The sequence below is a fragment of the Cryobacterium sp. Y11 genome (assembly GCF_002929535.1).
GTDB lineage: Bacteria > Actinomycetota > Actinomycetes > Actinomycetales > Microbacteriaceae > Cryobacterium.
Genome location: NZ_PJJO01000041.1, coordinates 1 through 23,344, shown reverse-complemented (window position 1 = coordinate 23,344; position 23,344 = coordinate 1). Strand labels below are relative to the sequence as shown.

The following is a 23,344-nucleotide window of genomic DNA, read 5'->3' as shown; positions in this document are numbered from 1 at the left end:
CGTCCCCAGCCTGATCAATCCGTGCAACGTTCGGCTTGCGGCCTCAAGCGTCGTTCGGTCAAGGCTTCGACGACGTGGAGGCTCAGCGCGTGACCGCGCCGTGCCTCCACGCCGTCAGCTCGCCGGGACGCGACCTCCGGGGTCAGGCAGCCATCGCCCCGTAACGCTTGTGGCCCTTGACGTCGTAGCGGTCGAGCATCATGACCTTCGACCAGACGCGGATGAATTCGCGGACGAAGCGGTCTTGCCCGTCGCTGCCCGCGTAGGCGTCGGCGATCGACCGCAGTTGCGCGTTCGAGCCGAATACCAGGTCATTCCGGGAGGCCCTCCAGCGAGCCTCGCCGGTCGCCTGAACTCGACCAGTGAAGGTCATCGCGGTCTCGTCATCCTTCGTCCAGATGAGATCGGTGTCGGTCAGATTCACGAGGAAGTCGGTCGTCAGGGCTCCGACGTGATCCGTGAGCACACCCACGTCGGACCCGTCCCAGTTGCTGCCGAGCACGCGGAGCCCGGCGTGCAGGACGGTCCACTCCGGTGCGGTGAGAGTGAACAGGTTCGCCTTGTCGAGGAATGCTGCCTCGGGCGCGACGCCCGGAGCAAACTCTTCGAAGCGCTCGGACACGAAGTTGCGGAACCCGTCCGCAATGGGTCGCAGCCACTCGAACATCTCGATGTCGGTCAACTCCTGCGTCGCGTCGACACGGCCTGGCGTAAACGGCACGCTGGCGTCAGATCCTGCCACCCGTGCCGCCTGCTCCACGGCGGCGCTGCCGGCGAGGACGATGAGGTCGGCGAGAGACACCTTCCGTCCGCCCGACGTCGCCGTGAAGGCCGCCTGCACGTTCCCCAGCGCGTCGATGACTGGGACGGTGCGTCGGTTGACCGCCCAGTCTTTCTGCGGCGACAAGGCCAGGCGGGCACCGTTCGCCCCTCCGCGCTTGTCGCTGTCGCGGTAGGTCGAGGCGGCGGAGAACGCCGTGTAGACGAGGTCGGACACGGACAGCCCGGTCGCGAGGACGGCTTCCTTGAGCGCTACCACGTCGGCCTCGTCGAGTGAGGATCCTGCTGCGTCCGGGAGCGGGTCCTGCCAGAGCAGGTCATCGGCGATGGTGACCTCCGGGCCGAGGTACCGGTGCTTCGGCCCCATGTCGCGGTGCGTGAGCTTGTACCAGGCCTTCGAGAACGCGAGGGTGAACAGATCGAAGTCGGCCAGGAAACGCTCGCATATAGCCCGATACTCCGGGTCGACCTTGAGTGCGATGTCCGAGGTCATCATCATGAGCGGGTTCATCTGACCGGGTACGTGGGCGTCCGGAGTCTTCGGCGCCTCCGAGTCAGTCGGTGTCCACTGCAGCGCGCCGGCCGGGCTTTTCGTCTGCTCGTAGTCGTACGCGAACAGGTTCTCGAGGTAGGCGTTGTCCCACTGTGTCGGGTTTGGAGTCCAGCTGCCCTCGATGCCGTTGGTCGAAGTGTGCTCGGCACTGCCGGTACCCACCGGGTTGTGCCAACCGAGCCCCATCGACTCGATCGGGGCTTTCTCGGGTGATGGTCCGATGTCGGATGCGGGTACCTGGCCGTGGCTCTTACCGAATGCGTGGCCACCGGCGATCAATGCCACCGTTTCCTCGTCGTTCATCGCCATCCGCGTGAACGTGATGCGAATGTCGCGTGCTGAGCCCAGCGGGTCGCCGTTCGAATAGGGCCCCTCAGGGTTGACGTAGATGAGCGCCTGGTGCGACGCGGCCAGGGGGCTCTGCAAGTCGTAGCCCGCGTCGCCGTTCTGACCATGCCAGCGTTCGTCGCGGCTCACCATCTCGTCAGGGCTCGCGACCGCGTGCGGGTTCCAGACCTCCGGGCCCCACCAGGTGCCGTCGTCCGGTTCCCACGCATCGAGTCGTCCACCACCGAAGCCGTACGTCGGCAGGCCCATCAACTCGAGGGAGCAGTTGCCGGTCAAGACCATCAGGTCGGCCCACGACAGAGCGTTGCCGTACTGGTGCTTGATCGGCTGTAGGAGTCGTCGTGATTTGTCGGTATTGCCGTTGTCCCACCAGCTTCCGATTGGTGCGAACCGCTGCATCGCGGTGCCCGCTCCGCCACGGCCGTCGGCAATTCGGTACGTGCCGGCGGCATGCCACGCCATTCGGATCATCTGTGGACCGTAGTTGCCGTAGTCCGCCGGCCACCAGTCGACCGAGGTGGTGAGCAGTCGCTTGATGTCCGACTTGAGCGTCGTGAGGTCGATCGTGGCGAAAGCCGCCGCGTAGTCGAAGTCCGCGCCGAGCGGGTCGGCGTCTACGCCGTTCCGGTGGAGAAGCTCAACCCGGAGACGCTGCGGGTACCAACTGTCCAGGGTCGGCGACTGACCGAAGGTGCCACCGAGGTGGTCGCCACCTGCTGGCAGCGCACCGCTCATGTGGAAACTGCATGTGTTGGTCTGGTCGTCAGTGCCCATTGATGCTCCCTGTGTGCTTTAGCTGGATGAGAAACGGTGTCGTCGGGGTCACAATTTAACGATTAGCCGCCGCATCGCAGCGGCGTCAATCTGTGGTGCAGCGATGCTTCGACGCTGCTGTGAGGCGGTGCGTCGCGGGCTGCCGACGTGGCGGGAAGCCCGATAGAGAGATCGTATTCCCGCAAGGTGCGCGTGGCCTGCCAAGAAAGTGACTGACTTCTAGACGGCGGTGGCGCGGTGGCCGAGCGCACGACGGCCAAACCAAATAAAGCCCTGCGCCGATTGCTGCGGTGCGGGCGGTGCGAAGCCCGGTGAAACCGACGCCGGAGGATGGGGGCTGTCGAGAGCTTGATTTCCGCGAATCGTGTTCCGCTCGCGGTGACCTGGGAGCACCCCCGCCAGAGGCTCCTAGTGGGGAACGGTTATCGGGGCAGCTCATCAGTCAGGTCGAGGTTCATTTGAATACGCCGGCCGTACCCAAGTCCTCGCTGTTGCTCTGCCGCTGACAGATCACGAAGAAAATCAGAATCGGGATCACGCTCGATGAAATCACAGCTCAAGTGGAAGGGCGCATTCCATGGAACGTCCGTGAACGTTCGCAAGGTAACCCGTTTGCATCCGCGCAGTCGTGATTCGCTCTTGACTGCCGCGACGAGCGCGCGCCCACGCCCGCGATGTGCCACCGACGGCATGACCGACAGCTGCTCGAGATGACTCCTGCCAGGGACTTCGAGGACATGGGCAAACCCGATCGGGTCCGATCCCGGATTTTCGCGGGCTACAAGGATGAAGCCACTCTGCAGTGAGGGCGTCGTATAGGAAAGAGCAGGCCACCAGTCGACTATCGAGAACACGGTCGCGAACAGCGCATCTGCTTCATTCTCGATCGCTTCAAGAAACTCCAGGTCGTCGGCCGTCGCCTGTCGCACAAAAGTCCTCCACATGACTCCGAATGTAGCTCGACGAAGGGTGCCGTAAGCCGGACCCTCACGGGTTGCTTTTGGCGGATCGCGCGCTAACTTTCAGGCGAGTCATCCTGAGACTTGTCGAGCGCAAATTTTTTGCAGATAGCGGCGACGACCGTAATAGATGAACGCCGCTAGCCCGCAGATGAACTGAATGGTACCGAGTACCAACACGGATATGTCACCCGGCTCGCCCTCCCCCTCAGCGATCCGAAGCAAAACTTGCGCCAGGCCAGCGACAGCGAGGACCGCGGCCGCGGCCGCCAGGATGATGACGGTGCTTCGCGTCTAGCTGATCGGGGGGTATGGAACCCCTGCAGCCGAGCATACGCTCGGAGAAATTTGCCTGTCGCTCATGCGACCGCCCATAAGCCGAACCCTCTACGGGACCTGCTACGTCCCGGTGATTGACTCGCTGGTTTTCGTCAGTCGCGGTGAAGCCATGAGCTGCTGCTTCACCTTTGATCACGGCCATGGAGAGTTTGCCGAGCCCGTGCCCACGCGCATGGTCTCGTATGAACAGACAATCCATGTTCAGAAACTCGCTTGCCTGCCAGGTCGAGAGCTCCGCGGTGACGGTCGAATACCCCACGAGAGCTCCGGCGTGCGAGGCGCCAACGAAGCGTCGCAGACGTGATGGCGGGGTGCCAAAGAGGAGGGGCGCAAGTCGAATTGCGAGGTCGGAGGGAAGCGACCCTCCGTTTTCGTATGCTGCGTGTTCGTAGATCATCGGCACGATTTCGTCCAGATCCTCCGGCTCTGCGGGACGATGTCAGACGAATGGCGCTGCGGGTTTCAGCACTCACAGCTGATCTCGCTCAGCGGTGCCGTAAGGGCGTCTCTCGCCCGAACTATTGGACCGTGATCGTTTTCGGTGGGGTATCCCTCCCGTGCCCAGTACTCGTATCCGCCGATCATCTCTTTGACTTGGTAGCCGAGGGTGGCGAAGGCGAGAGCTGCCCGGGTCGAGCCGTTACATCCGGGGTCCCAGCAATACACAACGACTGGGTGCTGATGGGGATGCTGGCTAACGCTTGGGTGGCGATGCTGCCAGTGGGTATGTGGAGCGCACCAGTGATGCGGCCTTGCCGCCAGCTTGCATCCCCACGGGAATCGATCAGCACGAACGAGGTTCCGTTGACGAAATCAGCATGCACATCGGAGGGGTCGGTTTCGAAGGAGAGTTTGTCGGCGAAGTGAACGATGGCCGGGTCCATCAAAACGGGAGTTGTTGTCATGAAAGATGAAGATACGCGGTAATAACCACTATCTAAAGAGATCAATCACGGCATTGTGGCCTCGCATCGGTAATTGTGCAGGCCGTATTGCCAGATGACCGCAATATCTTCTTTCGGGCTCGACAAGGTCGATACCGATATCTTTTCCGCTCTCCAGGTGGATGGACGACAGACCATCGCCCAGCTCAGCCGTGTTCTCAACATGTCCAACAGTGCGGTTGCCGAGCAAGTGAGACGCTTAGAAGAAAGCGGCGTGATCAGCGGCTACAGCGCCGTGGTGGATGCGTCCAGGCTCGGGTTTACGATCATGGCCTACCTTCGTTTGCGCTACCCGAGCAGCATCTACGAACCGCTCCACACATTGCTGGCCGAAATCCCAGAGGTCATCGAGGCCCATCATGTGACGGGCGAGGACTGTTTCATCATGAAGGTTGTCGCCACATCCATGCAGCACCTCGAACAAGTCAGCGGCCGCATCGGAACCCTCGGCAGCGTGACCACCAGCGTGGTCGACTCCAGCCCCCTACAACCGCGACCACTGCTGCCACCTACGAGCAAACCGACCAAGTAAGGAAAGGAGCCGCCCGCAAGACGGACCCCGATTGCGACGATTATTGACCCGCTCTCCGCAAAGCGGGAGGGTTGCGTCCCCCGTTTCTCGCGTCGTGGTGGCCCGACCAGACTTGTTATGGGCAAGGCGACAATTCGTGACCCATGCGAACTAGCGAAGACTCCGCAGAATCTGATCCCGTACGTTGCCCTGAGCCGTCGGGGTAGCCCCAGGCCGCGAGGGCTTGGGGCGACGCGCAAGGGAAACTACTATCCCGACAGATCGTCATCGAGTTGAACTCGATCACTCGCTATGGTGCAGAGATGGCATTGCATCCGATTAGCCCCGTCCCGCACGTCATTGCTGAGCTGACATCTCTTCAAGGCACATCGATGACCGTCGGTGACTACTTGCCTCGTGGGCACCGCTCGTATGCGCGCGTAATGAATCCCCTGCACGACGATGCCGGTCAACCTATGGCTTGGCGGGCCTTTGCCAAAGAGCAGTCCGAGGTGGACGCATCGACGAAGTGGACCGACCTGAGCGACACGGCGCGGGAAGTAGAACGAACAATTGGAACCATCGACCCCCAGGTGGCCGCAACGCTCGCCCGGCTGCTCCGAGCACATACCTCCACACCCACCGAGTGTTTCTTTCTCGTCTGGGAAGGGTACGTCGGCATGCGCGATGACCTACGAGACACACCAAGCATCACGATCATGCCCGATCGTGAAATGCTCATTCTCGCTGGCGACCTCGCCGACGGCGCGGAGCGTTTCGATGGAATGAAGGGCGGCAGAAGTCCTCAATGGTGGATGCCCGCGGATGGTGTGTGGGCTGTCGGAAACGACCTTTACGGCGCCAGCGTCTATGTCTCAGGAACCGACGAGCTGATCACCGCCCTTCTCGCCGACGACAGCATCGAGGCATACCGTGCCACAGCATCGATGCAGATCGTCGCCGAAGAGTGGGCCTCTTAGGTCCCCTGCGATCGCTGACTCTGCGTCCGCTTCCCAATCGGGGAACCCCCGACGGGACTGATTCACGCTATCGCGAAGAATCAAGCGCCGCAGCCGTCGCGCCGCAGTAGTGCTTGATCGATAGTCTGGCTCTATGCCTATCCAGACCGTCGGTGCCACGCGCTCCCCCGCCGTCGCAGTGGGGACCGTACTCCTGGGATTACTCGTACTCTGGATGGCGCAGCCGGTCCTTCCCAGCTGGGCTTGCGCGGCCAGTCTTCCGGCGGTGTGCCCGCCACAGTTGTTGCCCGTCCGTGCGTCGCTGATCAGCACAGGCATCCTGTTCGCGCTGCTGGCGACCGTATTGGTTGGGCTGCTGCTCCGGCCCAGATCAAACCGATGGCTGGGCCGACAGTCGCGACGGACAGTGTTTGCCGTTCCGATCATCCTGGTCTTGACCGTCGTTGCGCACTTTGTGATACCGCAGTCCTGATTCCAGACTGCTCGGCCAGACCGCAACATCTCGCGCCCGCCAACCGAACCCCTTACGGGACGCTGAACCTCGCCAGCTTTAGCTATCTTCTTCCTTGTTTTCGGTTCGGTGGGACTCGTGTGGCGCGTGTGGCCGCGTCGGGGGGTCATCGAGGCGCCGTGAAGTGGCACGCATCGAGGTGGGGTGGACCGCTTACACGCTTGCGCGCTCCACGCGCACCTCGACTTCGCGCTCGATGAAGGTCCATTCTTCGGTGTTTCGGAGCTCACCGAGGAGATCGTCGAAAGCCGCCGCGTTCTCTGGCGCGAACTCGAACCAGGTCAGAAAGTCGAACGGCCCGCCGAGGTCCCGACAATGGTGCAGCCGCCGAGCCACGGCGGGCAGGTAGCCCATCGAGCGGCGGATGTGATGACTCGTATCCTCAAAAATGCCCCGTCGTTCGTCCTGGGCCATCTCCCACCACGCTTGTGATTTCGTGATCGGAATGAGGGAGGCGACGGTGGCACCGGGCCGGCCCAGGACCGGAGACCGCGCGTTGAGCTGAGCCAGTTCGGCGGCGGTTGTGTACCGCTGGTTACTGACGGTGCCGCGCAGAACCCAACCCGGAGCATTCGTCGCCACCTTCGGAGACACCCTCGGTCCGGCGACGGGTGCTCTTCCCTCCTCGACGAGTAGTCGGGCGGCGACAGGGAGCCCGTCACCGGTGACTTTGGTGATGCGTTCGATACGCCATGGCCCGGTGGTGCCAGCGGTGAAGGTTACGGGCAAAACGTCGGTCATGAGTGCTCCTAATAACGGTATAGGTCATCCTGACGCTAACACCGGGCGGGTGACGGCATCGCGGGCCTGGCCCGCGGCGGGTGCCCAACCACACTCCGACGGGCGTCGTCATGAATTCGTGGAGTCCTGGCATTGCCATTGCCATTGCCATTGCCATTGCCATTGCCGGAATTGGTGATCATCGACTGATCCCCGATGGAGACTTCACAGGACTTCTTTACCCTGCATACCAGCACGAATATCTCGCAAGCGTGTGAGCAGTAACCGTTCCCATGACCTTGGTCGCATACGAAAGTGCTCTTCAACGTGGATTCACGGAAGAGTCCTCGATCGCGCCCGTATGGGGAACCCCTACGGGACGAGGGTTCCTAAGTTGCGCGTCTTTCCTCTTTGATCATTGGGAACTTGGAGGGCGATTAGTGTAGGCCCGGAGTGGATCGGCATCCGTGCAGGTGCATATCGCTTCGTCCAGGTCGGTTCACCTCGCCAAGCCACCCTTGAGCGCAGTCCTTTGCACTTTGCACCTTGCTGCCGGCGCGAGTCGCATCAAGTAGAGAGCGTCGCTTTGTTGCGAGAGTGTCGATATCGAGTCCGGGCAAAAAATAGTATTCATCAGACTTGAAATTTCGGAAGCCGTTATCAACTAGCGTTGAATTATGTATTCATACAATTTCTACGGCGTCGCCGCAATGGCCGGAATAGTCGCAGCATATATCGTCTGCTTCGTGCTTTTAGCTTTGCTTGGGCGATTGATACTCGTTGCAACCCAAGCACTCCGCGCTTATACTCTGGCCAAGAATCTGCAGATGGATCTGCTACTTGCGGACACAAATGACGAAGACCTAAAGAAGTAGGCCATCTAAAGAAGAACACCGCGGTGGCCACGTTTCGTCCCGTACAAGGGGGCGGCTTACGAAACAGAATACGTAACACGCCGAGGGTCGGCGAAGTCATCGCTGTTTCCGTCGACGGGGTGGCGGGGTTTGTTCCAGGTGTAGTCGCCATTCGGGTTGATGTGCTGCCAATATCCTTTTCAGTTCATGGAGACTAAACCACGCGACTAGCCCAGTTGCGCCCGTACCGCGAGCGGAACCCCTTACGGGACAGGTGATGGAAAGCCGATGAAGTGGCGGTCGTGAACGCCGGCACCTACCTCGTTTGGTTGGGGTGCTTCGTGAACACGTTGACGATCTTTACTGTTTTGCCATCAATGTAGAACCAGATACGTGCCCCACCGGAGAGTTCATATTGCCATTGATCGTGGGCGATGCCGTCGCGAACGATCGTTGCCAGTGGACCCTTGAGCTGGTGACACTTGGGGTCTGATTGATTGGGTGCCTTCGTGAGCCGGTCCCAGGCATCCGCAGCGGAGCTTTTCTGGGTCGCGACGATGTCGCGCCATCCGGTTGTGGCTTGACTCGTGGTGTGCTCGATCACGAATTCCGATGATCTAAGTGGCCGAGAAACGGAACCCTTCTTCGGAGACACTAGAAGCGGGGCTTCGTGACCGCCACCGGTTCGCGCAACCAATCGGGTTCATCCTGGCTCCAGCCTGCAGCGACCGCCTCCGCGGTGTTCTGCCAAGCTTTGATCTCGGTGAGTATTCGCCCAGGCTGATTGACGACGAAGGCCCCGCGGGCAGTGTCAATGATGTCCCGGGCGCATCGTCGCCAGCACGGGCTACGAGCGCAGCCATGACAACGAACACGTTCTCATTCGCAGCGTCGCCGCCGCTCCGGCACTCAGAGGTCTCGGCATGGGCCTCCAATTAGCGCGCTTCGCGCTCGACCGAGCCGCCGAATCCGAAGCAACTCGAGCCTGGCTCATCAGCCGACGATCCGGCCCGTTCTGGCAAAACGTCGGATTCGTTTCGGCGGACACGAGCGAACTCGCGATCGCTCTCGCGTCGACGCATCGGGTGCGGCTCTCTACAGAAACCGGACAGCTCCAACACGAAGTGGCGTGGAGCCAACTTCTCTAAAGAGATCGGCCTTGGCCATCCCGGGCACGACCGCAAGGGCAACCCTCAACGGGACGACGTGTGCCAGCGAGTCGACTGTGTGGACAGGACCAAAGCGATGCTTCCTCACGACGTCTCCTGCTTCACGGGCTTCCTCATTCGAGTTGTCGAACCGGTTGCCCGATGTGGGCAGCCGCTCCGTGACGCCGCCGGGGCGAATCATCGACACAACACGTGTCCGATATCGTGGTGATGGCCGGAGCCCAAAAGCAAATAGTTGCGATTGCCTGTCTGCCCGATGACGGCAAATGGTAGCTCTGACAATTTCATCTATCTCCCCGACGAAGAATATTCATGACTTCTAGAACGCTCGGGCCCTCTTGGGCTAATGAGGGGCTACGGTGCACAGCTCACAATCAGCAAGTTCTCACTGGGGACAGGGTGCGTTTATCGTGACCAGAAAACATCAGGTGCCACTCGGGCGCCTCAACGATCCACGTGCAATGATCAATGTGTTTGTGGGGATGCAAGTGGCACTGTTTGTCGGTGTCCTCATCGGAATCTGGGTCAAATCAGCCACTTCCAACGAACCGTATTTCGCAATCCTCGGACCTTACCTTCTCTTCACTTGGCTGCCTACGGCACTTGTCCTCGCGTTCGTGGGAACCATCATGTACAGACGCGCGAAACGGCAATGCGCTGCACGAGAGAACGAATAAGGTCGAGTGAATGCAGCGCCGATAACACCGTACTGGTGCGAACCCGCGAACGGACACCCTAAGAAGAGAGTGAAACGAAAATGCTTTTGAGTCTCGTTGCTGTAATAGCCTCACTCTTTTCCTTGCTCATCGTCTCGCTCTGCGCGTTCGGAGTGATTCCACCGAACCGAGTCATTGGAGTACGCACGAATACAACCCTCCAGTCCCGAAAAACGTGGAACACGGTCCATCGACGGGCTCTCGTCCCTCTGGCTGTCACAACGGTGGCAGTGGCCGGTTGCTGGCTTCTTTATCCGGCAGGAATTGTCGAGAGCAGCGCATCAGCTGGCTTCGGTCTAACGGTCCTAGTGGCTGGATTGCTCTGGGCGTGGACACGCGGCGTACATGGCATCCAACATCCCGCGAATCATGCTGGATGACAGCACCTGTCTCCTGCCAACGGAGCGACCTGCGAGATAGTCGGTGTATGCCCGACACCGTGATCGTGTGGAACGGCTAAATAGCTATCTGATCGGTCTGCCGCGCTAATGGAAGAGAGTTCCGCAAACCGAACGCTCAACGAGCATTGTGAGTGCGGTTGGTCCCGGGCCTACGGCCCATTGCGCTCCACGAGCGCGGCGCCGAGGCGCACGAGTTCCGAGCGCACGGATGCCGGCTCGAGAACGTCAATGTATTCACCCCATCCAGCGAGGCCGCGTGCGAGCATGATTTCGGCCGGCGCACTGATTCGGACCCTGGCTCGATGGTCGTCGATCGCGGTGTCCTCCACTGCCAGCTCGCCGAATTGTTCACGCAGGAAGGGCAATATCGCGGTATTTGTGACCACGATCGTGGATGCGCTCTCGCGCTGCTCGTTCACGTCGCGTACGACGATATCCCATGCCTCTGCGAGGTCGAAGTCGTCCGGGCGGTCGGCGGGATCTTCTGTGACAACTGCCCAGATGATCCGTTCGATGCGAAATGTGCGCTGGGCGCCATCCACGCCGCCGAGTAGGTACCACACCTCGCTCTTCTCGACCAGGCCCCACGGGTCGCAGAGTCTTTCGACCGGGTCGCGGTCCCAACCCCGGTAGCTCAGGCGTACCTTCCGGCGCTGTATGACAGCGGCCTGGAGTTCGGTCACGAGTGGTGGCTGTGCGCGGTGGGGCCGGCCCCACCGCGCGGGGTCAAGCACGACGGCCTCTGCCGCCGCTTCGGCATCCGTTCTAAAGCTGTCGGGAAGGGCGTGTACAAGCTTGCGGAGCGCCGACTTGGCCTCTGGGACTACGGACGCGGCTGGCCCGACTAGGAGGAAAAGCGCACGCGCCTCAGCCGATGTGAGCCCACTCAGGTCGGTGCGAGCACCGCCGAGTAGTTGCCACCCACCGCCACGGCCGACCTGTGGGTACACGGGAATTCCCGCAGCTGACAGCGCTTCGAGATCACGCCTCGCCGTAGCGACGGATGTCTCAAACTCAGCAGCTACTTCCTTCGCTGTCACGCGTCCCCGCGCCTGCATCAGCAGGAGTGTGGCGACGAGGCGATCTGCGCGCATGAGTCAATTGTCGCAAACAAAGTAGTCAGAAGGTGAGCACTTTACTGATGGAGACTGGCATCACGTGAATCGGAAGGAAAATCACATGTTGCGAGGCTTCGCTACCGTCAGCTATTTCGCCGCCGATCTGGAGGCGGCACGCAAGTGGTACAGCGAGCTGCTGGGTATCGACGCGTACTTTCAGATGCCCGGCTATGTGGAGTTCAGGGTTGGCGACTATCAGCACGAGCTTGGAATCATTGACGCGTCGTACGCGCCGCCAGTGCCAGACGGGCCGGCCGGGGAGATCATTCAATGGCACGTGGACGACCTGCCGGGGTCATTCGAGAAGCTGCTGTCGATGGGGGCGACCGAATACCAACCGCCGACTGACCGCAGTGAAGGATTTGTGACGGCATCCGTCGTCGATCCTTTCGGCAATATCCTGGGGATTATGTGTAACCCGCACTATCTCGAGGTGCTCAAGAAGGTTTCCGGGGAATGAGCGAAGCTGTCATGTCTCGGTCTGTCGCTGAGAAGATGGGAATCAAAGAGGGCGCGCTGGCCCACTTTGTGAACGCCCCTGCGTCGACCCTGAAGGCCATCGGGCTTCCGGAGTTGGAGGTCAGTAAGGATCTCGAGGGTGACTTCGACTACATCCATTTCTTCAGCGTGACTCAATCCGAGATGCACGACATCTTTCCAACACTGAAGCTCCATCTGAAGCCGTCGGGCATGTTGTGGCTCTCCTGGCCGAAGGCGCGGAAGCTGGGCTCAGGTCTCAGTCTGCCGAAGGTCATCGAGATCGGATACAACCACGGCCTCGTCGAGAGCACATGCCTGCGCATTGAGGACACGTGGGCAGGGCTGAAGTTCACGCACCCGAAAAACGGCAAGATCTACAACAACAGCTACGGATCCCTGCCCAATCTCTGAGCCGGGTACGCTGTTCTGCCCTCGGGTGGCCATGATTAACGCGGCGCCCGTGCGCGTCATAACTCCAAGATTGCGCCGCGCGACACCTGTAAATTGGTTCGAATGCAATGGCCGTATGCCGAACCCTCTGCGGGCGTGTCAGAAGAGTGACCCAAAGAGCAGGGTCGCGAGGGCGAGCGTCAGGAAGCCCATGCAATTGACCCATAGCTCCATTCCGAGGAAGCGAGCGCGGATGTGGGCGACGACTGCGGACGAGAAGTAGACGATGACGCCAACCGTGGCTGCTAGGCCTATTCCTGGAATGGCGAGCCCTACGAGCAGTCCGGTGATGGCGAGGGATTTAATAACGATGAGCGTCCACCACCACTGGCGCGGGAACCCCACCCCGTTCAAGCAGTCGCGGATGAACGTTGGTGGCTTGAGGGACATGCCAACGTCGACTGCTAGGGCTGCAGCAAGGGCAACTTCAAGCCACCAGTGCTCGGGGAGCAGAACCATTTCAGGCGGCCTTTCCGTTGACGAGGTAGCGCACCGTTTTCTCGAGCTCAGTCAGGGTGCTGTCTGGCTTCGGATTACCCTGGCCTGCCCAGATGAAGATTTCACCGAGATATGCGCGGTGGATGATGCGGGCTGTCGCGGACGCATCTGTCGCAGAGTGGCCAGCGCGAATAAGTACGTCCGACACCTGTTCTATGAGTACGCCGGTCAACTCCGCGAAGATCACCGACGGGTGTTTCCCGCCAACAAGAATGGCAGTGTAAGCGCGCGCCAGATCTGGCTGTGCTGCGAAGAATCGTACGAACGAACCGAGTATGTCGATGATCTCTGTAGCAGGGTCATGCGCGATCGGCGCGTCAAAAGGCGAGGTATGAATGCTGGCGATCTTCCGATCGAAGATCTCCACGAGCAGACCATTCTTGTCGGCAACAGCCATCACAGTTCCAACGCTGACCGCGGCGCTTTCGGCGATCTGTCGAATGGTTGTGGACGCGAAACCGTGCCGCACAAACAACTCGTCAGCAGCGCTCAGAACTTTGATGCGTGACGTGTCGCGTGCTCGAGCCCTTGAATGAACGTGTTCGATGAACATGTTCAGATTATAGCTCCCCTTTTTAAATCGATATGGCGATCGTGTCGTCGGCGAGGTGACTGAATTGGTTCGGTGCCGCCCCTAAAGCCGGACGTCCACCAGCACACCTGGGCATACGATTGCTGGCTCTGAGTCCGTTCCCGAAAGGGGAACCCTGTACGGGACGGTCGGGATCCTGCGTGCTTGCAATCGCCCTGTCGACTGTGGTTGTATTTAGATAGCTTTTCGATCTAGATAAAGGATGCTTGGGCATGGGGAATACAAATATCTGGTCTGAGACAGACCAGGCGTGGGTGACGCGCTATCGAGCGTCGACGGCGGGCAAGCATGTGCCGGCCGTTGCCCTCGAAGAGCGCGAGCGCGATTTGCTCAATGCCGTCCGGGAAGCAGATATACCTGCGGCCGAACTCTTCGGCGATGCCTCCACGCTCGCGGCAGACGATGTGCTCGAACTTGCCACGACCGCTGAAACGGTGCGCACTTCAGAAGGCGGCGGTCCGCGCCACGCTGTGAAGGACGCCGGCGGCACTCTGCTCGTCATGGGTATCGTCTCGGCGGCGCTGCTAGCTCTTCGCAGTGGCTGGTCCGCTGACATCTACTTTGCGCACCTCGTGCTGGCCGTCAGCGTCGCGATTCCGTTCATCGGCTGGATCGCCGCTCGAGCACTCTTCGCGGCGGGGCGATCGGTCGCAATGACAGGTGCGATCACGTCAGCAGTCGCCATTGCCCTAGCCGGGATCGCCTCCGCAGCCGCCTTGGGCAACGACCACATCGCTGCCCGCGCAGTGCCTGTCCCTCTCCTGGGCGTGGTACTAATCATCCCGGGCGTCGTCACGCTGGTGTGGGCGAGTCGGATGCGTCAGCAGGTCCTCCGCACGAGCTGGGACGACACCGACTGGCTGCAACGCTTGCGGGGCGGCCTGCGCGCGCGACTGGTGCCGGCAACCACCGCGCGGGGCCATGTCGCGGAAATCAAGCAGGCTCTGGACGCCAGTGACACGTCGGCGTATGAGGAATACGGTCACCCTCTGGTGCTTGCCCGCGAGATTGCCGACGCAAATCGAACATCACGCTCAAGCCTCTGGTGGCTGTGGATTCTTACCGGCATCGGTTCGCCCCTCGTCAGCGCAGTGCTGGTGATCACGGCGCAGAGTTGGGCAAATTTGACGATCCCTATCGCGGTCCTCCTCCTTCTCGCTTCTTTTGTTACCCCTGTCGCGGGTTGGAGCCGTCGACCATGGGCACAGAAGCGATGAGCACCGCAGCCTGGCAACGCGCCTCACTGCCGATGCTCATTCTCAACGTTCTCTCCGTCGCACCACGGCACGGATACGGCATCTCCCAATCGCTCGCGTCCGCCGGACTGCAACCCATCAAAGGCGCGCAACTATATCCCGCGCTGGTTCGACTCGAAGACGCGGGAGCAATCGTCGCCCGGTGGGAGCAAAGTGAGTCTGGACCCGCCCGCAAGGTCTATGAGCTCACGGCCGTCGGTCACGCGCAGAGGGAAGCGCTGCGCGGTCAATGGTTCGCCTTCATAGACGCAGCAGAAGCCGTGGGCCACGCGGACTGATCCGAGAATTTGCAACTCTCATAGGAATGAATGTGCACCCCTTGCCTGCATCGAGACTTCATGGAAGCTCATCTCCTCACGCGGGGCTTCTTGCGCTTTGCGATTTCCCGGAGACGACTAGTCGGCAGTTACCGACGCTCTAAGCATTGTGCCGCGTGATGTGTCCGGCGGATGCTCGACTCTGCTGATCGTGTCGCCCTGTGTCAGGGTCCCGGGTCTACAAGCCCTGCTGGCGCAGCAGTTCAGGAATACGCTCGCGGAAAGGGAAGAACCCGCGCGCGGCGTAGGGCCAAGCGAGCGTGTCCCAGCGCCGCCTGACGATCGTGACCGTTACTCCCTCCGAGGCGAGAGCGGCGCCGAGCGTCAGCATCCGTTCCTGCACCGGGCCTACCGGTGCGTTGGGCATAACCACCGTATCGAGGCGTTCGGACTCCGCCCACTTCAGAACCGTGGAGGGGAGCGCGTCGGGTAGCACTCTCGCCGGTCGCCCGAGGGCGTCTAAGGCCCGCTTGGCAGCGTCATCGAGGGCTGATGCCGTGAATCGCCGCACTGCATCCGAGGCGCCGGAGGGCGAGCGCTCGTCGGGATCGGTGGATCCGGCGATAGCCACGAGTCGGCTGTTCGAATCCAACCAGGAAAACTCGGCGCGCAGGCTTGCCGCGTCCAGATCCTCTTCGTGCAGCAACAGCCCCACTCGGGCGCCCAATGGGCTGGACTCGGCGGGAGCAATCGGTGCCCGCGTTGGCAGTGGCTCTTCGATGATCGCTCGTGCCGACGTGGCGAGTCCCGATGGCGAGAACCGGCCCTCGGTGTAGCGAGAAATGTTCGATGCCGTCGCGAGGTAGGTCTTTCCGGCTGTCTGGAGCCCGGCAACCCACCGCCAGGAGAGCGTGTTGGAGGCGGCATCGCCATCCAGAAGGTGTCGATAGAAGAAGTCCGCACCGAGTTGCCACGGCAGGCCGAGCGTGAAGATCCAGATGCTCGCAAACCACATGCGGGTGTGGTTGTGCAGGTATCCGGTGTCCACAAGCTCACGCACCCACGCATCCATCGCATCAATGCCGGTGTGCCCAGCGATAGCTTCGCGGTAACCTCCCGAGCGTGTGTCACTCGCGAGCCCGAGCTCGGCCACATCGCGGCGATAGCGTCGCCACACCTCGGGATTCTGCTCGAGCCATCCCTTCCAATACGTCCGCCAGAAGACTTCCTGCACAAATTTCTCGCATGCACCGAACCGATGCCGTTCAAGCACAGCCGAAACCACTTCACGCTCGGTCAGGAGTCTGTGGCGGAGGTACGGAGAGAGACCGGAGACGTTTTCACGGGAGGGTCCAGTGTCGTGATTGCGGTCTCGCGTGTAATCTAACCCCGCATGAGGGACGAACAGGCCGAGGGTTTCGAGGCCGGCAGCTCGGGTAGGAGTGAACATCCCCCTCATCATGCACCATGTGAATTTGAGAAGGTCCCGGTCGGCCCCCTGGGGCAACCCAGAACGGCCAACTCAACCGGTCGTCGCAACGAATTGTTGAATTCGCCGCCGGACTGCGGGACAGATCTGGGGCCAAACCGCCCGGCGGCCGTGCCCGCTGATGCCGTGTCACTCGGGGGCGTCGAGCACGACAGATCTGGGGCTGATCCACGCAACGGTCGAATACTCTGAGGCCGTGTCAGAGGGGAACCTCATACGGGACTGGAGTTCCTGAGTCGCGCGTTTTTCTTCTTCCCTCAATGGGAACGCGTATGGCGATTAGTCCAGCCCGAGAGCGAATATGACATCCGTGTACGCGCCTGTCACTTCGTCCAGGTCGCGTCGTCTCGTCAAGCCACCTTTGAGTGCAGTCCTTTGCGAGGGGAGATTCTCTGCCGTCGTGTAAGCGACGAGCGGGAGATGCGCGCCGAGCCCATGCCATCGCTCGACAGCGGCTGCAACTAACTCGCTGGCCAATCCTTTGCCCCATGCTGCCGGCGCCAGCCGGTAGTACAGGTTGTAGACCTGGCGTCCGCGCCAATTTGTCGCCCGAATGCCCCCCCAAAACCGATGACCACTTGAGGCACGTGCAATTCTTCGATAGCCCAGTACCCTTGCCCGTCAATCGCCCAGTTGGCCGCCCACGCTCTGCTTGCTCCTCAGCCTGTGAACGGTCGGTCATCGGGCCGGCTGGGTTGTATATGTTCGTGCGCGCATCCGAGTGCAAGAGCCACACTGAGCCGGCATCCTCTTCGATGACGGGCCGCAGAGAGAGGTGTTGGGTTTCTTTGGTCTCGCTGGTGATCATGAATCAATATTAACTGGGCGGCATGGTTGGTTACAGAACCGGACTGATAACGAATGACGTGAGCATCGATCCGCCTGGGTTGCCCGGGCTGGCTCGCATTTCCGCCCGGCAGCCGAACCTTTTGCAGGAAGTGGTGTCTGAGCTTATGCGAGCCAGTTTGCGCTGGCGTCGAAAACCTCTTGAAGCTCGTTGATGAAGCGGGCGGCATGGAACCCATCCGCGGCAGCGTGATGGATCTGCAGGGCGAACGGGAGCGTCACTTGCCCCGCCTGCTCGACGTACTTACCGAGAGTGAAGATAGGCAGGTAATGGTCGTGTCCATGGGCGATGTTCAGCTCGAATCCACTGAACGACAGCCAGGGCAGACTTGAGATGTCGAAGATGTTCTCTGGCACGTGGCCTTGAGGAAACATTGTGGTCGCTGTTCGATGTGTAGACAGCAACGCCACCGCCTGGTCGTAGAACTGTGAGAAATCCTGGTTATAGTCGACCCAGACGCTGGCGAAAGTCTCGCGGTCGGGATTCAACACAGTGAACGCCGGATGTACGACATTCCAAATTGACGGGTGGCCCTCCTTGTCGACAGCCATCCGAAATTCTTCGTGCTTGTTCACGACGGAGGCGATCGCCCAGATTTGTGCCGGATAGATTTTTCTGCCGGCATTCCGCAGCACGGCTACAAAACGGGTCACATCAAGCTGGACTGTCACGCTGTAAGTGCACGGAACACGGGTTTGATAATGGTCGAAATGTTCCCGACGCGGCCAGGTAGCTAGGTCAATGGGTGTTTTGTGGTCCACAAAATCATCTTCCCCCATCACGACCTCCCCACGGCCCAGTCGCCACAATTGAATATTGAGCGCCCGTATGAGGAACGGCGAATTCAACCGGTCGTCGCAACGATGGGTTTTTCTGGCTCTGACAATAGTCGTTGCATGGCTTGAGTGGGTGTGATGCCACCGAGTGTTTTGCGGGGTCGATTGTTGAGTTCGGTAGCGACTTCGAGCAGCCGCTCTGGCGAATGAACGGATAAGTCGGTGCCTGTGGGGAAATATTGGCGCAGCAGCCCGTTGGTGTTCTCGTTGGTGCCTCGTTGCCACGGCGAATGCGGATCACAGAAGTAGATATCCATCTTTGTGGCCAGCGTGATCTTCCGGTGCTGGGCCAGCTCGGTGCCCTGATCCCACGTCAAAGTCTTAGCCAAGTGTTTTGGCAGTGTCTTGATGGCTGCCAACAGGCAATCGCGAACCGTGATCGCGCCGGGTCACCGGGGAGGTGGACCAGCATCGTGAACCGTGTCTGACGCTCCACCAACGTAGCGATCGCCGACCGGCAGTGTGACCCCAAGATCAGATCCCCTTCCCAATGCCCAGGCACGGCCCGGTCGGAAACCTCCGCGGGTCGCTCGCTGATCATGGTCATGTCCGGGATCTTGCCCGAGTTCTTCGCAGCAGGCCGTCTCGGACGCCGGATGGCGCGGCCGGTGCGCAAATGCTGATGCAGATCACCGCTCAAGTCACCGCGGCCTCCCGCGTAGAGGGCTTGGTAGATCGCGTCCGGGCTGACCCGCATCTCCTGCCGATCGGGAAACACCGCAGCCAAATAATCACTGATCTGTTCCGGACTCCATTTCACGCACAACTTGGTCTGCACCAAAGAAGCCAGTTCAGGATGGTCGAATTTGCTGGTCTTGGGACGACGTCCACGGAGCTCAGCCTGCTTCTGCGCCGCATACGGGGCATACCTCGTCCGTGCCCGCGGGCCGGACTTGGACCCACCTCGAGCCAGCTCCCGACTGATCGTGGCAGCAGACCGGCCGACCAAGGCAGCGATCGCCCGCACGCCAGTGCCAGCCACGTGCAAGTCCGCGATCCGCAGCCGCTCCTCCAAGGACAAGTACCGCCCCGACCGCTCCACCTCAGGAAGAGGAATCCGCCCACCCGTTGCTTGACGCTAACGCCGTCCAGTTCATCGATTCACGCCCACAGCATCGCACGATGCGGTCAGCGTCGAGCCTTGAGCCATCAGCTCCCAGAACCGCGCCAGCTTCTCCACCAGTTCAAACTTCGACCACACGTACAACACCTCACAAAAATAGAGTGTTGCGACGACCGGTTGAATTCGCCAACCCCCTACGGGACACAATCTCGTTTTCCGCTGGCGGCATCGCACTTGGTGCATCTAGCCGCGCTGCTCCTGTGTTTAGAGCTTGTTGTAAACCTCGCGACGGTGTGCGACCTCGACGACGAGGATGAGGATTTGGTCGTCGTCAATATTTGTGAGGATTCGGTAATCGCCGACTCGGTACCGCCAGAATTCTTCGTTGACGAGCTTTTTGCCGAGCTGGCGCGGATTATCAAGTTGAGAGAGCTTCTGCTCAAGAAAATCACGGATCCGTTTCGCGGGGGCGGAGTCGAGTTTCCTGACCTGTTTTGCAGCTCTCGGGGTGAATCTGATCGTGTAGCTCACACAGGCCAGACCACGTCGGCGAGGTCAATCGCGTCGTCGTTGGACTGAGTGAATTCCTCGAGCGCATCCTTGGCCAGGAGGTAGTCTTCGTTCTCATCCAGATACTGGTTCAATGCTTCGGTCGCATAGAACGTTTTCGACCGACCCGTGCGCTCCGACAGGTACTGCAGGCGATGTTCTGTTTCATCGTCGATACGGAGATTGATTTGCGGCATATGGAATCCCTCCTCAGGATGCTATACAAATATAGCATTAGATGGGTCGCATAAACCGAACCCTCTACGGGACGCCGAGTTTTCTAGCAATGTTGAACCGCCGCGCCACGACCGCTCCGTTCGTGGCGCTGGAGGTCTCGGAGCTTGGCGCTCGTCCTGCTTGGTTAGAAACGGCCGTGGACCGTGGAATTGGCCGCCCGGCCTGAGCGGTAACGAGTTGTCATCGTACGGCTCTGTAGTGCTTCATTCTGCGCGCCGAAATGCCACACTCGTTTCATGACTTCCCATATTCGGTTGAAAAGTCGCCTCGGATTAGTGTTTCCCGCGGTGGGCATTGTGGTCGTTACTTGGCTCGTATTCTGGATGGCGCAAGGATTCCCCACGGCGTGTAGCCTCATGGGTCCCTGCTCTGGCCGCGATGTGCGGGTGGCGCCGGCTCTGCTTTTCGGCGGGATGATGCTGGCACCGTTGGCGGCAGTGATTCTCATGTCCGTCGTTCGCTCACCGGTGGGTTGGCTCGTTCGACTGTCCTATGTCGCCCTCGTCCTGCTCGCGGTTGTCGGGTACGTCATTATCAGCTTCAGCGCCGGGTTCGGCGTTGATGCGGCCTTCCTCGCTGGTCTCCTCGGAACGTTCGGGACGGCGCTGCTCGCCTATGTGGGAATTATTGCCCTTCGACGCGAAACTTGAGCGGCTACGCTTCCAAGCCGGGACCAGGCTGGTGAGCCCTCTATCTGCTACGACATGGTGCAGGTGCCCTGCCGATTTCCGGTGCCACCCGTGATGGCGGATTCATGCCGAGCTCCGGCGTCGAACAGCTCGGACCATGCTTCGCCGAATCGCTTGCAGCCCAAACGAAGCGAGATTCGAAGACCGCCCGTTGGGAAACGCTAAACGACGCCCCGTAGAGGAACCCCCTACGGGACGCTTGCGTTTGCAAGGACCGACGGAGAAGTTCGCTAGTTCACTGCCCAATCAGCGACCCAACGAAGGCTGTTAAGTCCTGGTGGCGGCAGACACCAGCGGACCATCTTGGTCTTGCAGTTATATCTGCAAGGATCTAGACTGAAGAATGAGGCCGCGCCACGCGCCGCCTCCACGGGCCAGATCCATCAGTCGGATCTGCGGCCACGTCGAGAAGAGAGAAGTGTTGTCATGGCGCCCAATGTGCTTGTGAACGGATCCCTTCTCGTGGATGAGACAGTCCGCCGCTCTGCCGAACTCTTCATCGCGCAAGCTCATGATCGCAACATCACCACGGCGTCGTTGACCCTGGATGATGGCACGACTGTTCAGTTGGACCGCACCCTGGCCGAACTTATGCAGTTTGTCATTCGAACGTTGCCTTCGGGCGCAGTGAACGTGCAGTCGGTTCCTTCTGAGATGACGTCAACGACTGCCGCAGGCGTTCTTGGGATATCCCGACCTACACTCATGAAGTTGGTGCAGGACGGCCTGCTCCCCTCGCACAAAGTAGGAGCACATCATCGCTTCAAGCACGCGGACGTCGCCATCCTCGCGGAGGCTCGCCGTGCTGCTCGACTGGATGCCTTCACCAAGCTTCGTGAACTCGATGACAGCCTCGAGGGGGCAGAGTAGAACAAGGGTGAAACCCAAGTCCACGCTGGACCGATAGCGTGGACGCGTGCACCACGGATTCGTCGACTCCAACGTATTGGGAAGCCGCACTCTCTACGACTGGCTATTCCTGCTGCGCAGCCAATCCAAGATGTTCAGTCTAAGCGCGACTCCGGACGTGCTTGACGAAACGCATCGCGTGTGGCGACGGAAGCATCCTTCGGCGGGCGGAGAGCTGCGCAGAAACCGCGAAAAAGTCTTTCGTGAGAACTTCGACGAAATCCTCGAGGACTGGACCGGTGGCGAGGCCCCGAACCTGAGGGACAAAGACGATCAGCACGTTCACAATGCGGCCGTTTACAGCCACGCAGACATTCTGCTCGCAATGAACATCAAGGACTTTGGCGGCCCGGACCTGCTGCCGTATGACGTATATACGCCCGACGAGTTCTTCTGCCTGGTAGAGAGCAGCCACTTGTTTGTTGTCCGCGAAGTCACTCGGACGCAGAACACCTATTGGCAGAGCCGACGCGCCAAAGGCGACTCGGTGACGAGCCTGGCCGAAGCGCTCGAAAAAGCTGGCTGTCCAAAATTCGCGGCAATCGTTGCTGAACACCTTCGGGTGCTGTCGGGGCCGATCTAGCCAACGCTGTCGTTGGATCCCGCAGATGGTGGCGCGGTTCACGTCCATGCGGTGTATGCCCATGCCGTCTCACAAGAGCTCTACGGTGCGTCGATCACGTCTGGCGCAGGTTGCCGGCGTCGGTGGCAGCACCACACGCGACTTCTGACGCCGACCACCCGTTTGTGACCCTGATATTGAGGCAGTTCGACCAAGCTGCCGACTGCTGGTCTTTGAGCACGAACTCCATGGGTCAACTTTGAGCGGCATCGACGCTGAACTCTTGTTGCGCTGGAACGCACCTGATCTGACATGACCACGTCAACGAAGTGACGACAGTCTCAGACGATCTCGGAACACATTCTGCGGGCCGCTGACACGCTTGGCAGACGCCCGCTCCCTCAGGGACGTCCATCCGGACACCGAACCATTCGATTGCTAGCTCTGGGTCCGTTCCCGATAAGGGAAGGCGAATTCAACCGGTCGTCGCAACACTCTATTTTTGTGAGGTGTTGTACGTGTGGTCGAAGTTTGAACTGGTGGAGAAGTAGGCGCGGTTCTGGGAGCTGATGGCTCAAGGCTCGATGCTGACCGCATCGTGCGATGCTGTGGGCGTGAATCGATGAACTGGACGGCGTTGGCGTCAAGCAACGGGTGGGCGGATCCCTCTTCCTGAGGTGGAGCGGTCGGGGCGGTACTTGTCCTTGGAGGAGTGGCTGCGGATCGCGGACTTGCACGTGGCTGGCACCGGCGTGCGGGCGATCGCTGCCTTGGTGGGCCGGTCTGCTGCCACGATCAGTCGGGAGCTGGCTCGAGGTGGGTCCAAGTCCGGCCCGCGGGCACGGACGAGGTATGCCCCGTATGCGTTGCAGAAGCAGGCTGAGCTCCGTGGACGTCGTCCCAAGACCAGCAAATTCGACCATCCTGAACTGGCTTCTTTGGTGCAGACCAAG

Annotated in this window: 27 protein-coding genes and 1 pseudogene; 13 read left to right on the top strand and 15 right to left on the bottom strand. The window is 60.5% G+C overall.

Annotated features, from left to right (window positions below):
* Nucleotides 1-142: 142 nt before the first annotated feature.
* The 4 genes from katG to CXY75_RS20905 form a co-directional block, all read right to left on the bottom strand.
* A complete protein-coding gene (katG, locus tag CXY75_RS01800) occupies nt 143-2,416 on the bottom strand; it encodes a catalase/peroxidase HPI (RefSeq protein ID WP_233201673.1) in 2,274 nt (757 codons plus the stop codon).
* A gap of 461 nt (nt 2,417-2,877) precedes the next feature.
* Nucleotides 2,878-3,399, bottom strand: a complete 522-nt coding sequence (locus CXY75_RS01795; RefSeq protein WP_104081159.1) for a GNAT family N-acetyltransferase — start codon at nt 3,397-3,399, stop codon at nt 2,878-2,880.
* Nucleotides 3,400-4,215: 816 nt separating this feature from the next.
* Complete coding sequence (locus tag CXY75_RS20910; RefSeq protein ID WP_369826631.1) at nt 4,216-4,419, bottom strand: hypothetical protein; 204 nt, start codon at nt 4,417-4,419, stop codon at nt 4,216-4,218.
* Nucleotides 4,335-4,703: a hypothetical protein gene (locus CXY75_RS20905; RefSeq protein ID WP_369826635.1), complete on the bottom strand. Its 369-nt coding sequence runs from the start codon at nt 4,701-4,703 to the stop codon at nt 4,335-4,337. Before CXY75_RS20905 ends, CXY75_RS20910 begins: the two co-directional genes overlap by 85 nt.
* A 49-nt stretch (nt 4,704-4,752) precedes the next feature.
* Here CXY75_RS20905 and CXY75_RS01780 point away from each other — a divergent pair, with 49 nt between their 5' ends.
* From CXY75_RS01780 to CXY75_RS01770, 3 genes are all read left to right on the top strand, one after another.
* Nucleotides 4,753-5,229: an Lrp/AsnC family transcriptional regulator gene (locus CXY75_RS01780; protein WP_104081157.1), complete on the top strand. Its 477-nt coding sequence runs from the start codon at nt 4,753-4,755 to the stop codon at nt 5,227-5,229.
* Between the two features lie 371 nt (nt 5,230-5,600).
* A complete protein-coding gene (locus tag CXY75_RS01775) occupies nt 5,601-6,188 on the top strand; it encodes a hypothetical protein (RefSeq protein ID WP_104081156.1) in 588 nt (195 codons plus the stop codon).
* Between the two features lie 133 nt (nt 6,189-6,321).
* Nucleotides 6,322-6,660, top strand: a complete 339-nt coding sequence (locus CXY75_RS01770) for a hypothetical protein (RefSeq protein ID WP_104081155.1) — start codon at nt 6,322-6,324, stop codon at nt 6,658-6,660.
* 192 nt (nt 6,661-6,852) lie between these two features.
* Here the strand turns inward: CXY75_RS01770 and CXY75_RS01765 are convergent, their stop codons facing one another.
* Both CXY75_RS01765 and CXY75_RS01755 read right to left on the bottom strand, forming a co-directional pair.
* The gene (locus CXY75_RS01765) at nt 6,853-7,440 is read right to left on the bottom strand and encodes a chlorite dismutase family protein (protein WP_104081154.1); all 588 of its coding nucleotides are present in this window, start codon (nt 7,438-7,440) and stop codon (nt 6,853-6,855) included.
* 1,149 nt (nt 7,441-8,589) lie between these two features.
* Nucleotides 8,590-8,877 (bottom strand): hypothetical protein, encoded by a 288-nt coding sequence (locus tag CXY75_RS01755; RefSeq protein ID WP_233201672.1) that lies wholly within the window; start codon nt 8,875-8,877, stop codon nt 8,590-8,592.
* Nucleotides 8,878-9,103: 226 nt separating this feature from the next.
* On the opposite strand from CXY75_RS01755, the gene CXY75_RS01750 reads away from it, so the two are divergent.
* Nucleotides 9,104-9,421, top strand: a complete 318-nt coding sequence (locus tag CXY75_RS01750; RefSeq protein WP_104081152.1) for a GNAT family N-acetyltransferase — start codon at nt 9,104-9,106, stop codon at nt 9,419-9,421.
* 778 nt (nt 9,422-10,199) lie between these two features.
* Nucleotides 10,200-10,538 carry an SdpI family protein gene (locus CXY75_RS20900; protein WP_104081150.1) on the top strand — a complete coding sequence of 113 codons (339 nt, stop codon included), beginning with the start codon at nt 10,200-10,202 and terminating at the stop codon, nt 10,536-10,538.
* Nucleotides 10,539-10,708: 170 nt separating this feature from the next.
* On the opposite strand, the gene CXY75_RS01735 is transcribed toward CXY75_RS20900, so the two are convergent.
* Nucleotides 10,709-11,653 (bottom strand): YafY family protein, encoded by a 945-nt coding sequence (locus CXY75_RS01735; RefSeq protein WP_104081149.1) that lies wholly within the window; start codon nt 11,651-11,653, stop codon nt 10,709-10,711.
* An 85-nt stretch (nt 11,654-11,738) separates the two neighbouring features.
* On the opposite strand from CXY75_RS01735, the gene CXY75_RS01730 reads away from it, so the two are divergent.
* Nucleotides 11,739-12,137: a VOC family protein gene (locus CXY75_RS01730; RefSeq protein WP_104081148.1), complete on the top strand. Its 399-nt coding sequence runs from the start codon at nt 11,739-11,741 to the stop codon at nt 12,135-12,137.
* Complete coding sequence (locus CXY75_RS01725) at nt 12,134-12,568, top strand: hypothetical protein (RefSeq protein WP_233201671.1); 435 nt, start codon at nt 12,134-12,136, stop codon at nt 12,566-12,568. Before CXY75_RS01730 ends, CXY75_RS01725 begins: the two co-directional genes overlap by 4 nt.
* Nucleotides 12,569-12,706: 138 nt before the next feature.
* Here CXY75_RS01725 and CXY75_RS01720 read toward each other — a convergent pair whose 3' ends face one another.
* Nucleotides 12,707-13,066, bottom strand: a complete 360-nt coding sequence (locus tag CXY75_RS01720) for a DoxX family protein (protein WP_104081147.1) — start codon at nt 13,064-13,066, stop codon at nt 12,707-12,709.
* A 1-nt stretch (nt 13,067) separates the two neighbouring features.
* Nucleotides 13,068-13,658 (bottom strand): TetR/AcrR family transcriptional regulator, encoded by a 591-nt coding sequence (locus CXY75_RS01715; RefSeq protein ID WP_104081146.1) that lies wholly within the window; start codon nt 13,656-13,658, stop codon nt 13,068-13,070.
* A gap of 251 nt (nt 13,659-13,909) precedes the next feature.
* Here CXY75_RS01715 and CXY75_RS01710 point away from each other — a divergent pair, with 251 nt between their 5' ends.
* Together CXY75_RS01710 and CXY75_RS01705 are read left to right on the top strand one after the other, a co-directional pair.
* Nucleotides 13,910-14,914, top strand: coding sequence for a hypothetical protein (locus CXY75_RS01710; protein ID WP_104081145.1), 1,005 nt, complete (start codon nt 13,910-13,912; stop codon nt 14,912-14,914).
* Nucleotides 14,896-15,231 carry a PadR family transcriptional regulator gene (locus CXY75_RS01705; RefSeq protein WP_233201670.1) on the top strand — a complete coding sequence of 112 codons (336 nt, stop codon included), beginning with the start codon at nt 14,896-14,898 and terminating at the stop codon, nt 15,229-15,231. The genes CXY75_RS01710 and CXY75_RS01705 overlap by 19 nt, the downstream gene beginning before the upstream one ends.
* A gap of 217 nt (nt 15,232-15,448) precedes the next feature.
* Here CXY75_RS01705 and CXY75_RS01700 read toward each other — a convergent pair whose 3' ends face one another.
* The 6 genes and pseudogenes from CXY75_RS01700 to CXY75_RS01675 form a co-directional block, all read right to left on the bottom strand.
* Complete coding sequence (locus tag CXY75_RS01700; protein WP_104081144.1) at nt 15,449-16,660, bottom strand: FAD-binding domain-containing protein; 1,212 nt, start codon at nt 16,658-16,660, stop codon at nt 15,449-15,451.
* Between the two features lie 318 nt (nt 16,661-16,978).
* Complete coding sequence (locus tag CXY75_RS20895; protein ID WP_369826634.1) at nt 16,979-17,254, bottom strand: GNAT family N-acetyltransferase; 276 nt, start codon at nt 17,252-17,254, stop codon at nt 16,979-16,981.
* Nucleotides 17,255-17,650: 396 nt separating this feature from the next.
* The gene (gene catA / locus CXY75_RS01690; RefSeq protein WP_104081176.1) at nt 17,651-18,325 is read right to left on the bottom strand and encodes a type A chloramphenicol O-acetyltransferase; all 675 of its coding nucleotides are present in this window, start codon (nt 18,323-18,325) and stop codon (nt 17,651-17,653) included.
* A gap of 65 nt (nt 18,326-18,390) precedes the next feature.
* Nucleotides 18,391-19,439, bottom strand: a pseudogene (locus CXY75_RS01685) (IS30 family transposase).
* Between the two features lie 270 nt (nt 19,440-19,709).
* A complete protein-coding gene (locus CXY75_RS01680) occupies nt 19,710-19,976 on the bottom strand; it encodes a type II toxin-antitoxin system RelE/ParE family toxin (RefSeq protein WP_104081142.1) in 267 nt (88 codons plus the stop codon).
* The gene (locus CXY75_RS01675; RefSeq protein WP_104081141.1) at nt 19,973-20,191 is read right to left on the bottom strand and encodes a TraY domain-containing protein; all 219 of its coding nucleotides are present in this window, start codon (nt 20,189-20,191) and stop codon (nt 19,973-19,975) included. Before CXY75_RS01675 ends, CXY75_RS01680 begins: the two co-directional genes overlap by 4 nt.
* Before the next feature lie 276 nt (nt 20,192-20,467).
* Here CXY75_RS01675 and CXY75_RS01670 point away from each other — a divergent pair, with 276 nt between their 5' ends.
* The 4 genes from CXY75_RS01670 to CXY75_RS01655 all read left to right on the top strand — a co-directional run.
* On the top strand, nt 20,468-20,881 hold the full coding sequence (locus tag CXY75_RS01670) for a hypothetical protein (protein WP_146069322.1): 414 nt from the start codon (nt 20,468-20,470) through the stop codon (nt 20,879-20,881).
* A gap of 465 nt (nt 20,882-21,346) precedes the next feature.
* Nucleotides 21,347-21,790 (top strand): helix-turn-helix domain-containing protein, encoded by a 444-nt coding sequence (locus CXY75_RS19980; RefSeq protein WP_199182327.1) that lies wholly within the window; start codon nt 21,347-21,349, stop codon nt 21,788-21,790.
* 46 nt (nt 21,791-21,836) lie between these two features.
* Nucleotides 21,837-22,412: a PIN domain-containing protein gene (locus CXY75_RS01660; protein ID WP_104081139.1), complete on the top strand. Its 576-nt coding sequence runs from the start codon at nt 21,837-21,839 to the stop codon at nt 22,410-22,412.
* Nucleotides 22,413-23,068: 656 nt separating this feature from the next.
* Nucleotides 23,069-23,344 (top strand): helix-turn-helix domain-containing protein (locus CXY75_RS01655; RefSeq protein WP_255411749.1); only part of this gene is annotated, 276 nt, incomplete at its 3' end.

Excerpts from the sequence above, each read along its gene's own strand:
- CXY75_RS01730 (WP_104081148.1), top strand. The coding sequence starts at position 11,739 with ATGTTGCGAGGCTTCGCTACCGTCAGCTATTTCGCCGCCGATCTGGAG.
- CXY75_RS01775 (WP_104081156.1), top strand. The coding sequence starts at position 5,601 with ATGACCGTCGGTGACTACTTGCCTCGTGGGCACCGCTCGTATGCGCGC.
- CXY75_RS01670 (WP_146069322.1), top strand. The coding sequence starts at position 20,468 with ATGACTTCCCATATTCGGTTGAAAAGTCGCCTCGGATTAGTGTTTCCC.
- CXY75_RS01675 (WP_104081141.1), bottom strand. The coding sequence starts at position 20,191 with ATGCCGCAAATCAATCTCCGTATCGACGATGAAACAGAACATCGCCTG.
- katG (WP_233201673.1), bottom strand. The coding sequence starts at position 2,416 with ATGAGCGGTGCGCTGCCAGCAGGTGGCGACCACCTCGGTGGCACCTTC.
- CXY75_RS01780 (WP_104081157.1), top strand. The coding sequence starts at position 4,753 with ATGACCGCAATATCTTCTTTCGGGCTCGACAAGGTCGATACCGATATC.
- CXY75_RS01725 (WP_233201671.1), top strand. The coding sequence starts at position 12,134 with ATGAGCGAAGCTGTCATGTCTCGGTCTGTCGCTGAGAAGATGGGAATC.
- catA (WP_104081176.1), bottom strand. The coding sequence starts at position 18,325 with ATGGGGGAAGATGATTTTGTGGACCACAAAACACCCATTGACCTAGCT.
- CXY75_RS01770 (WP_104081155.1), top strand. The coding sequence starts at position 6,322 with ATGCCTATCCAGACCGTCGGTGCCACGCGCTCCCCCGCCGTCGCAGTG.
- CXY75_RS19980 (WP_199182327.1), top strand. The coding sequence starts at position 21,347 with ATGGCGCCCAATGTGCTTGTGAACGGATCCCTTCTCGTGGATGAGACA.
- CXY75_RS20900 (WP_104081150.1), top strand. The coding sequence starts at position 10,200 with ATGCTTTTGAGTCTCGTTGCTGTAATAGCCTCACTCTTTTCCTTGCTC.
- CXY75_RS01715 (WP_104081146.1), bottom strand. The coding sequence starts at position 13,658 with ATGTTCATCGAACACGTTCATTCAAGGGCTCGAGCACGCGACACGTCA.
- CXY75_RS01710 (WP_104081145.1), top strand. The coding sequence starts at position 13,910 with ATGGGGAATACAAATATCTGGTCTGAGACAGACCAGGCGTGGGTGACG.
- CXY75_RS01720 (WP_104081147.1), bottom strand. The coding sequence starts at position 13,066 with ATGGTTCTGCTCCCCGAGCACTGGTGGCTTGAAGTTGCCCTTGCTGCA.
- CXY75_RS01795 (WP_104081159.1), bottom strand. The coding sequence starts at position 3,399 with ATGTGGAGGACTTTTGTGCGACAGGCGACGGCCGACGACCTGGAGTTT.
- CXY75_RS01700 (WP_104081144.1), bottom strand. The coding sequence starts at position 16,660 with ATGTTCACTCCTACCCGAGCTGCCGGCCTCGAAACCCTCGGCCTGTTC.
- CXY75_RS01705 (WP_233201670.1), top strand. The coding sequence starts at position 14,896 with ATGGGCACAGAAGCGATGAGCACCGCAGCCTGGCAACGCGCCTCACTG.
- CXY75_RS01735 (WP_104081149.1), bottom strand. The coding sequence starts at position 11,653 with ATGCGCGCAGATCGCCTCGTCGCCACACTCCTGCTGATGCAGGCGCGG.
- CXY75_RS01765 (WP_104081154.1), bottom strand. The coding sequence starts at position 7,440 with ATGACCGACGTTTTGCCCGTAACCTTCACCGCTGGCACCACCGGGCCA.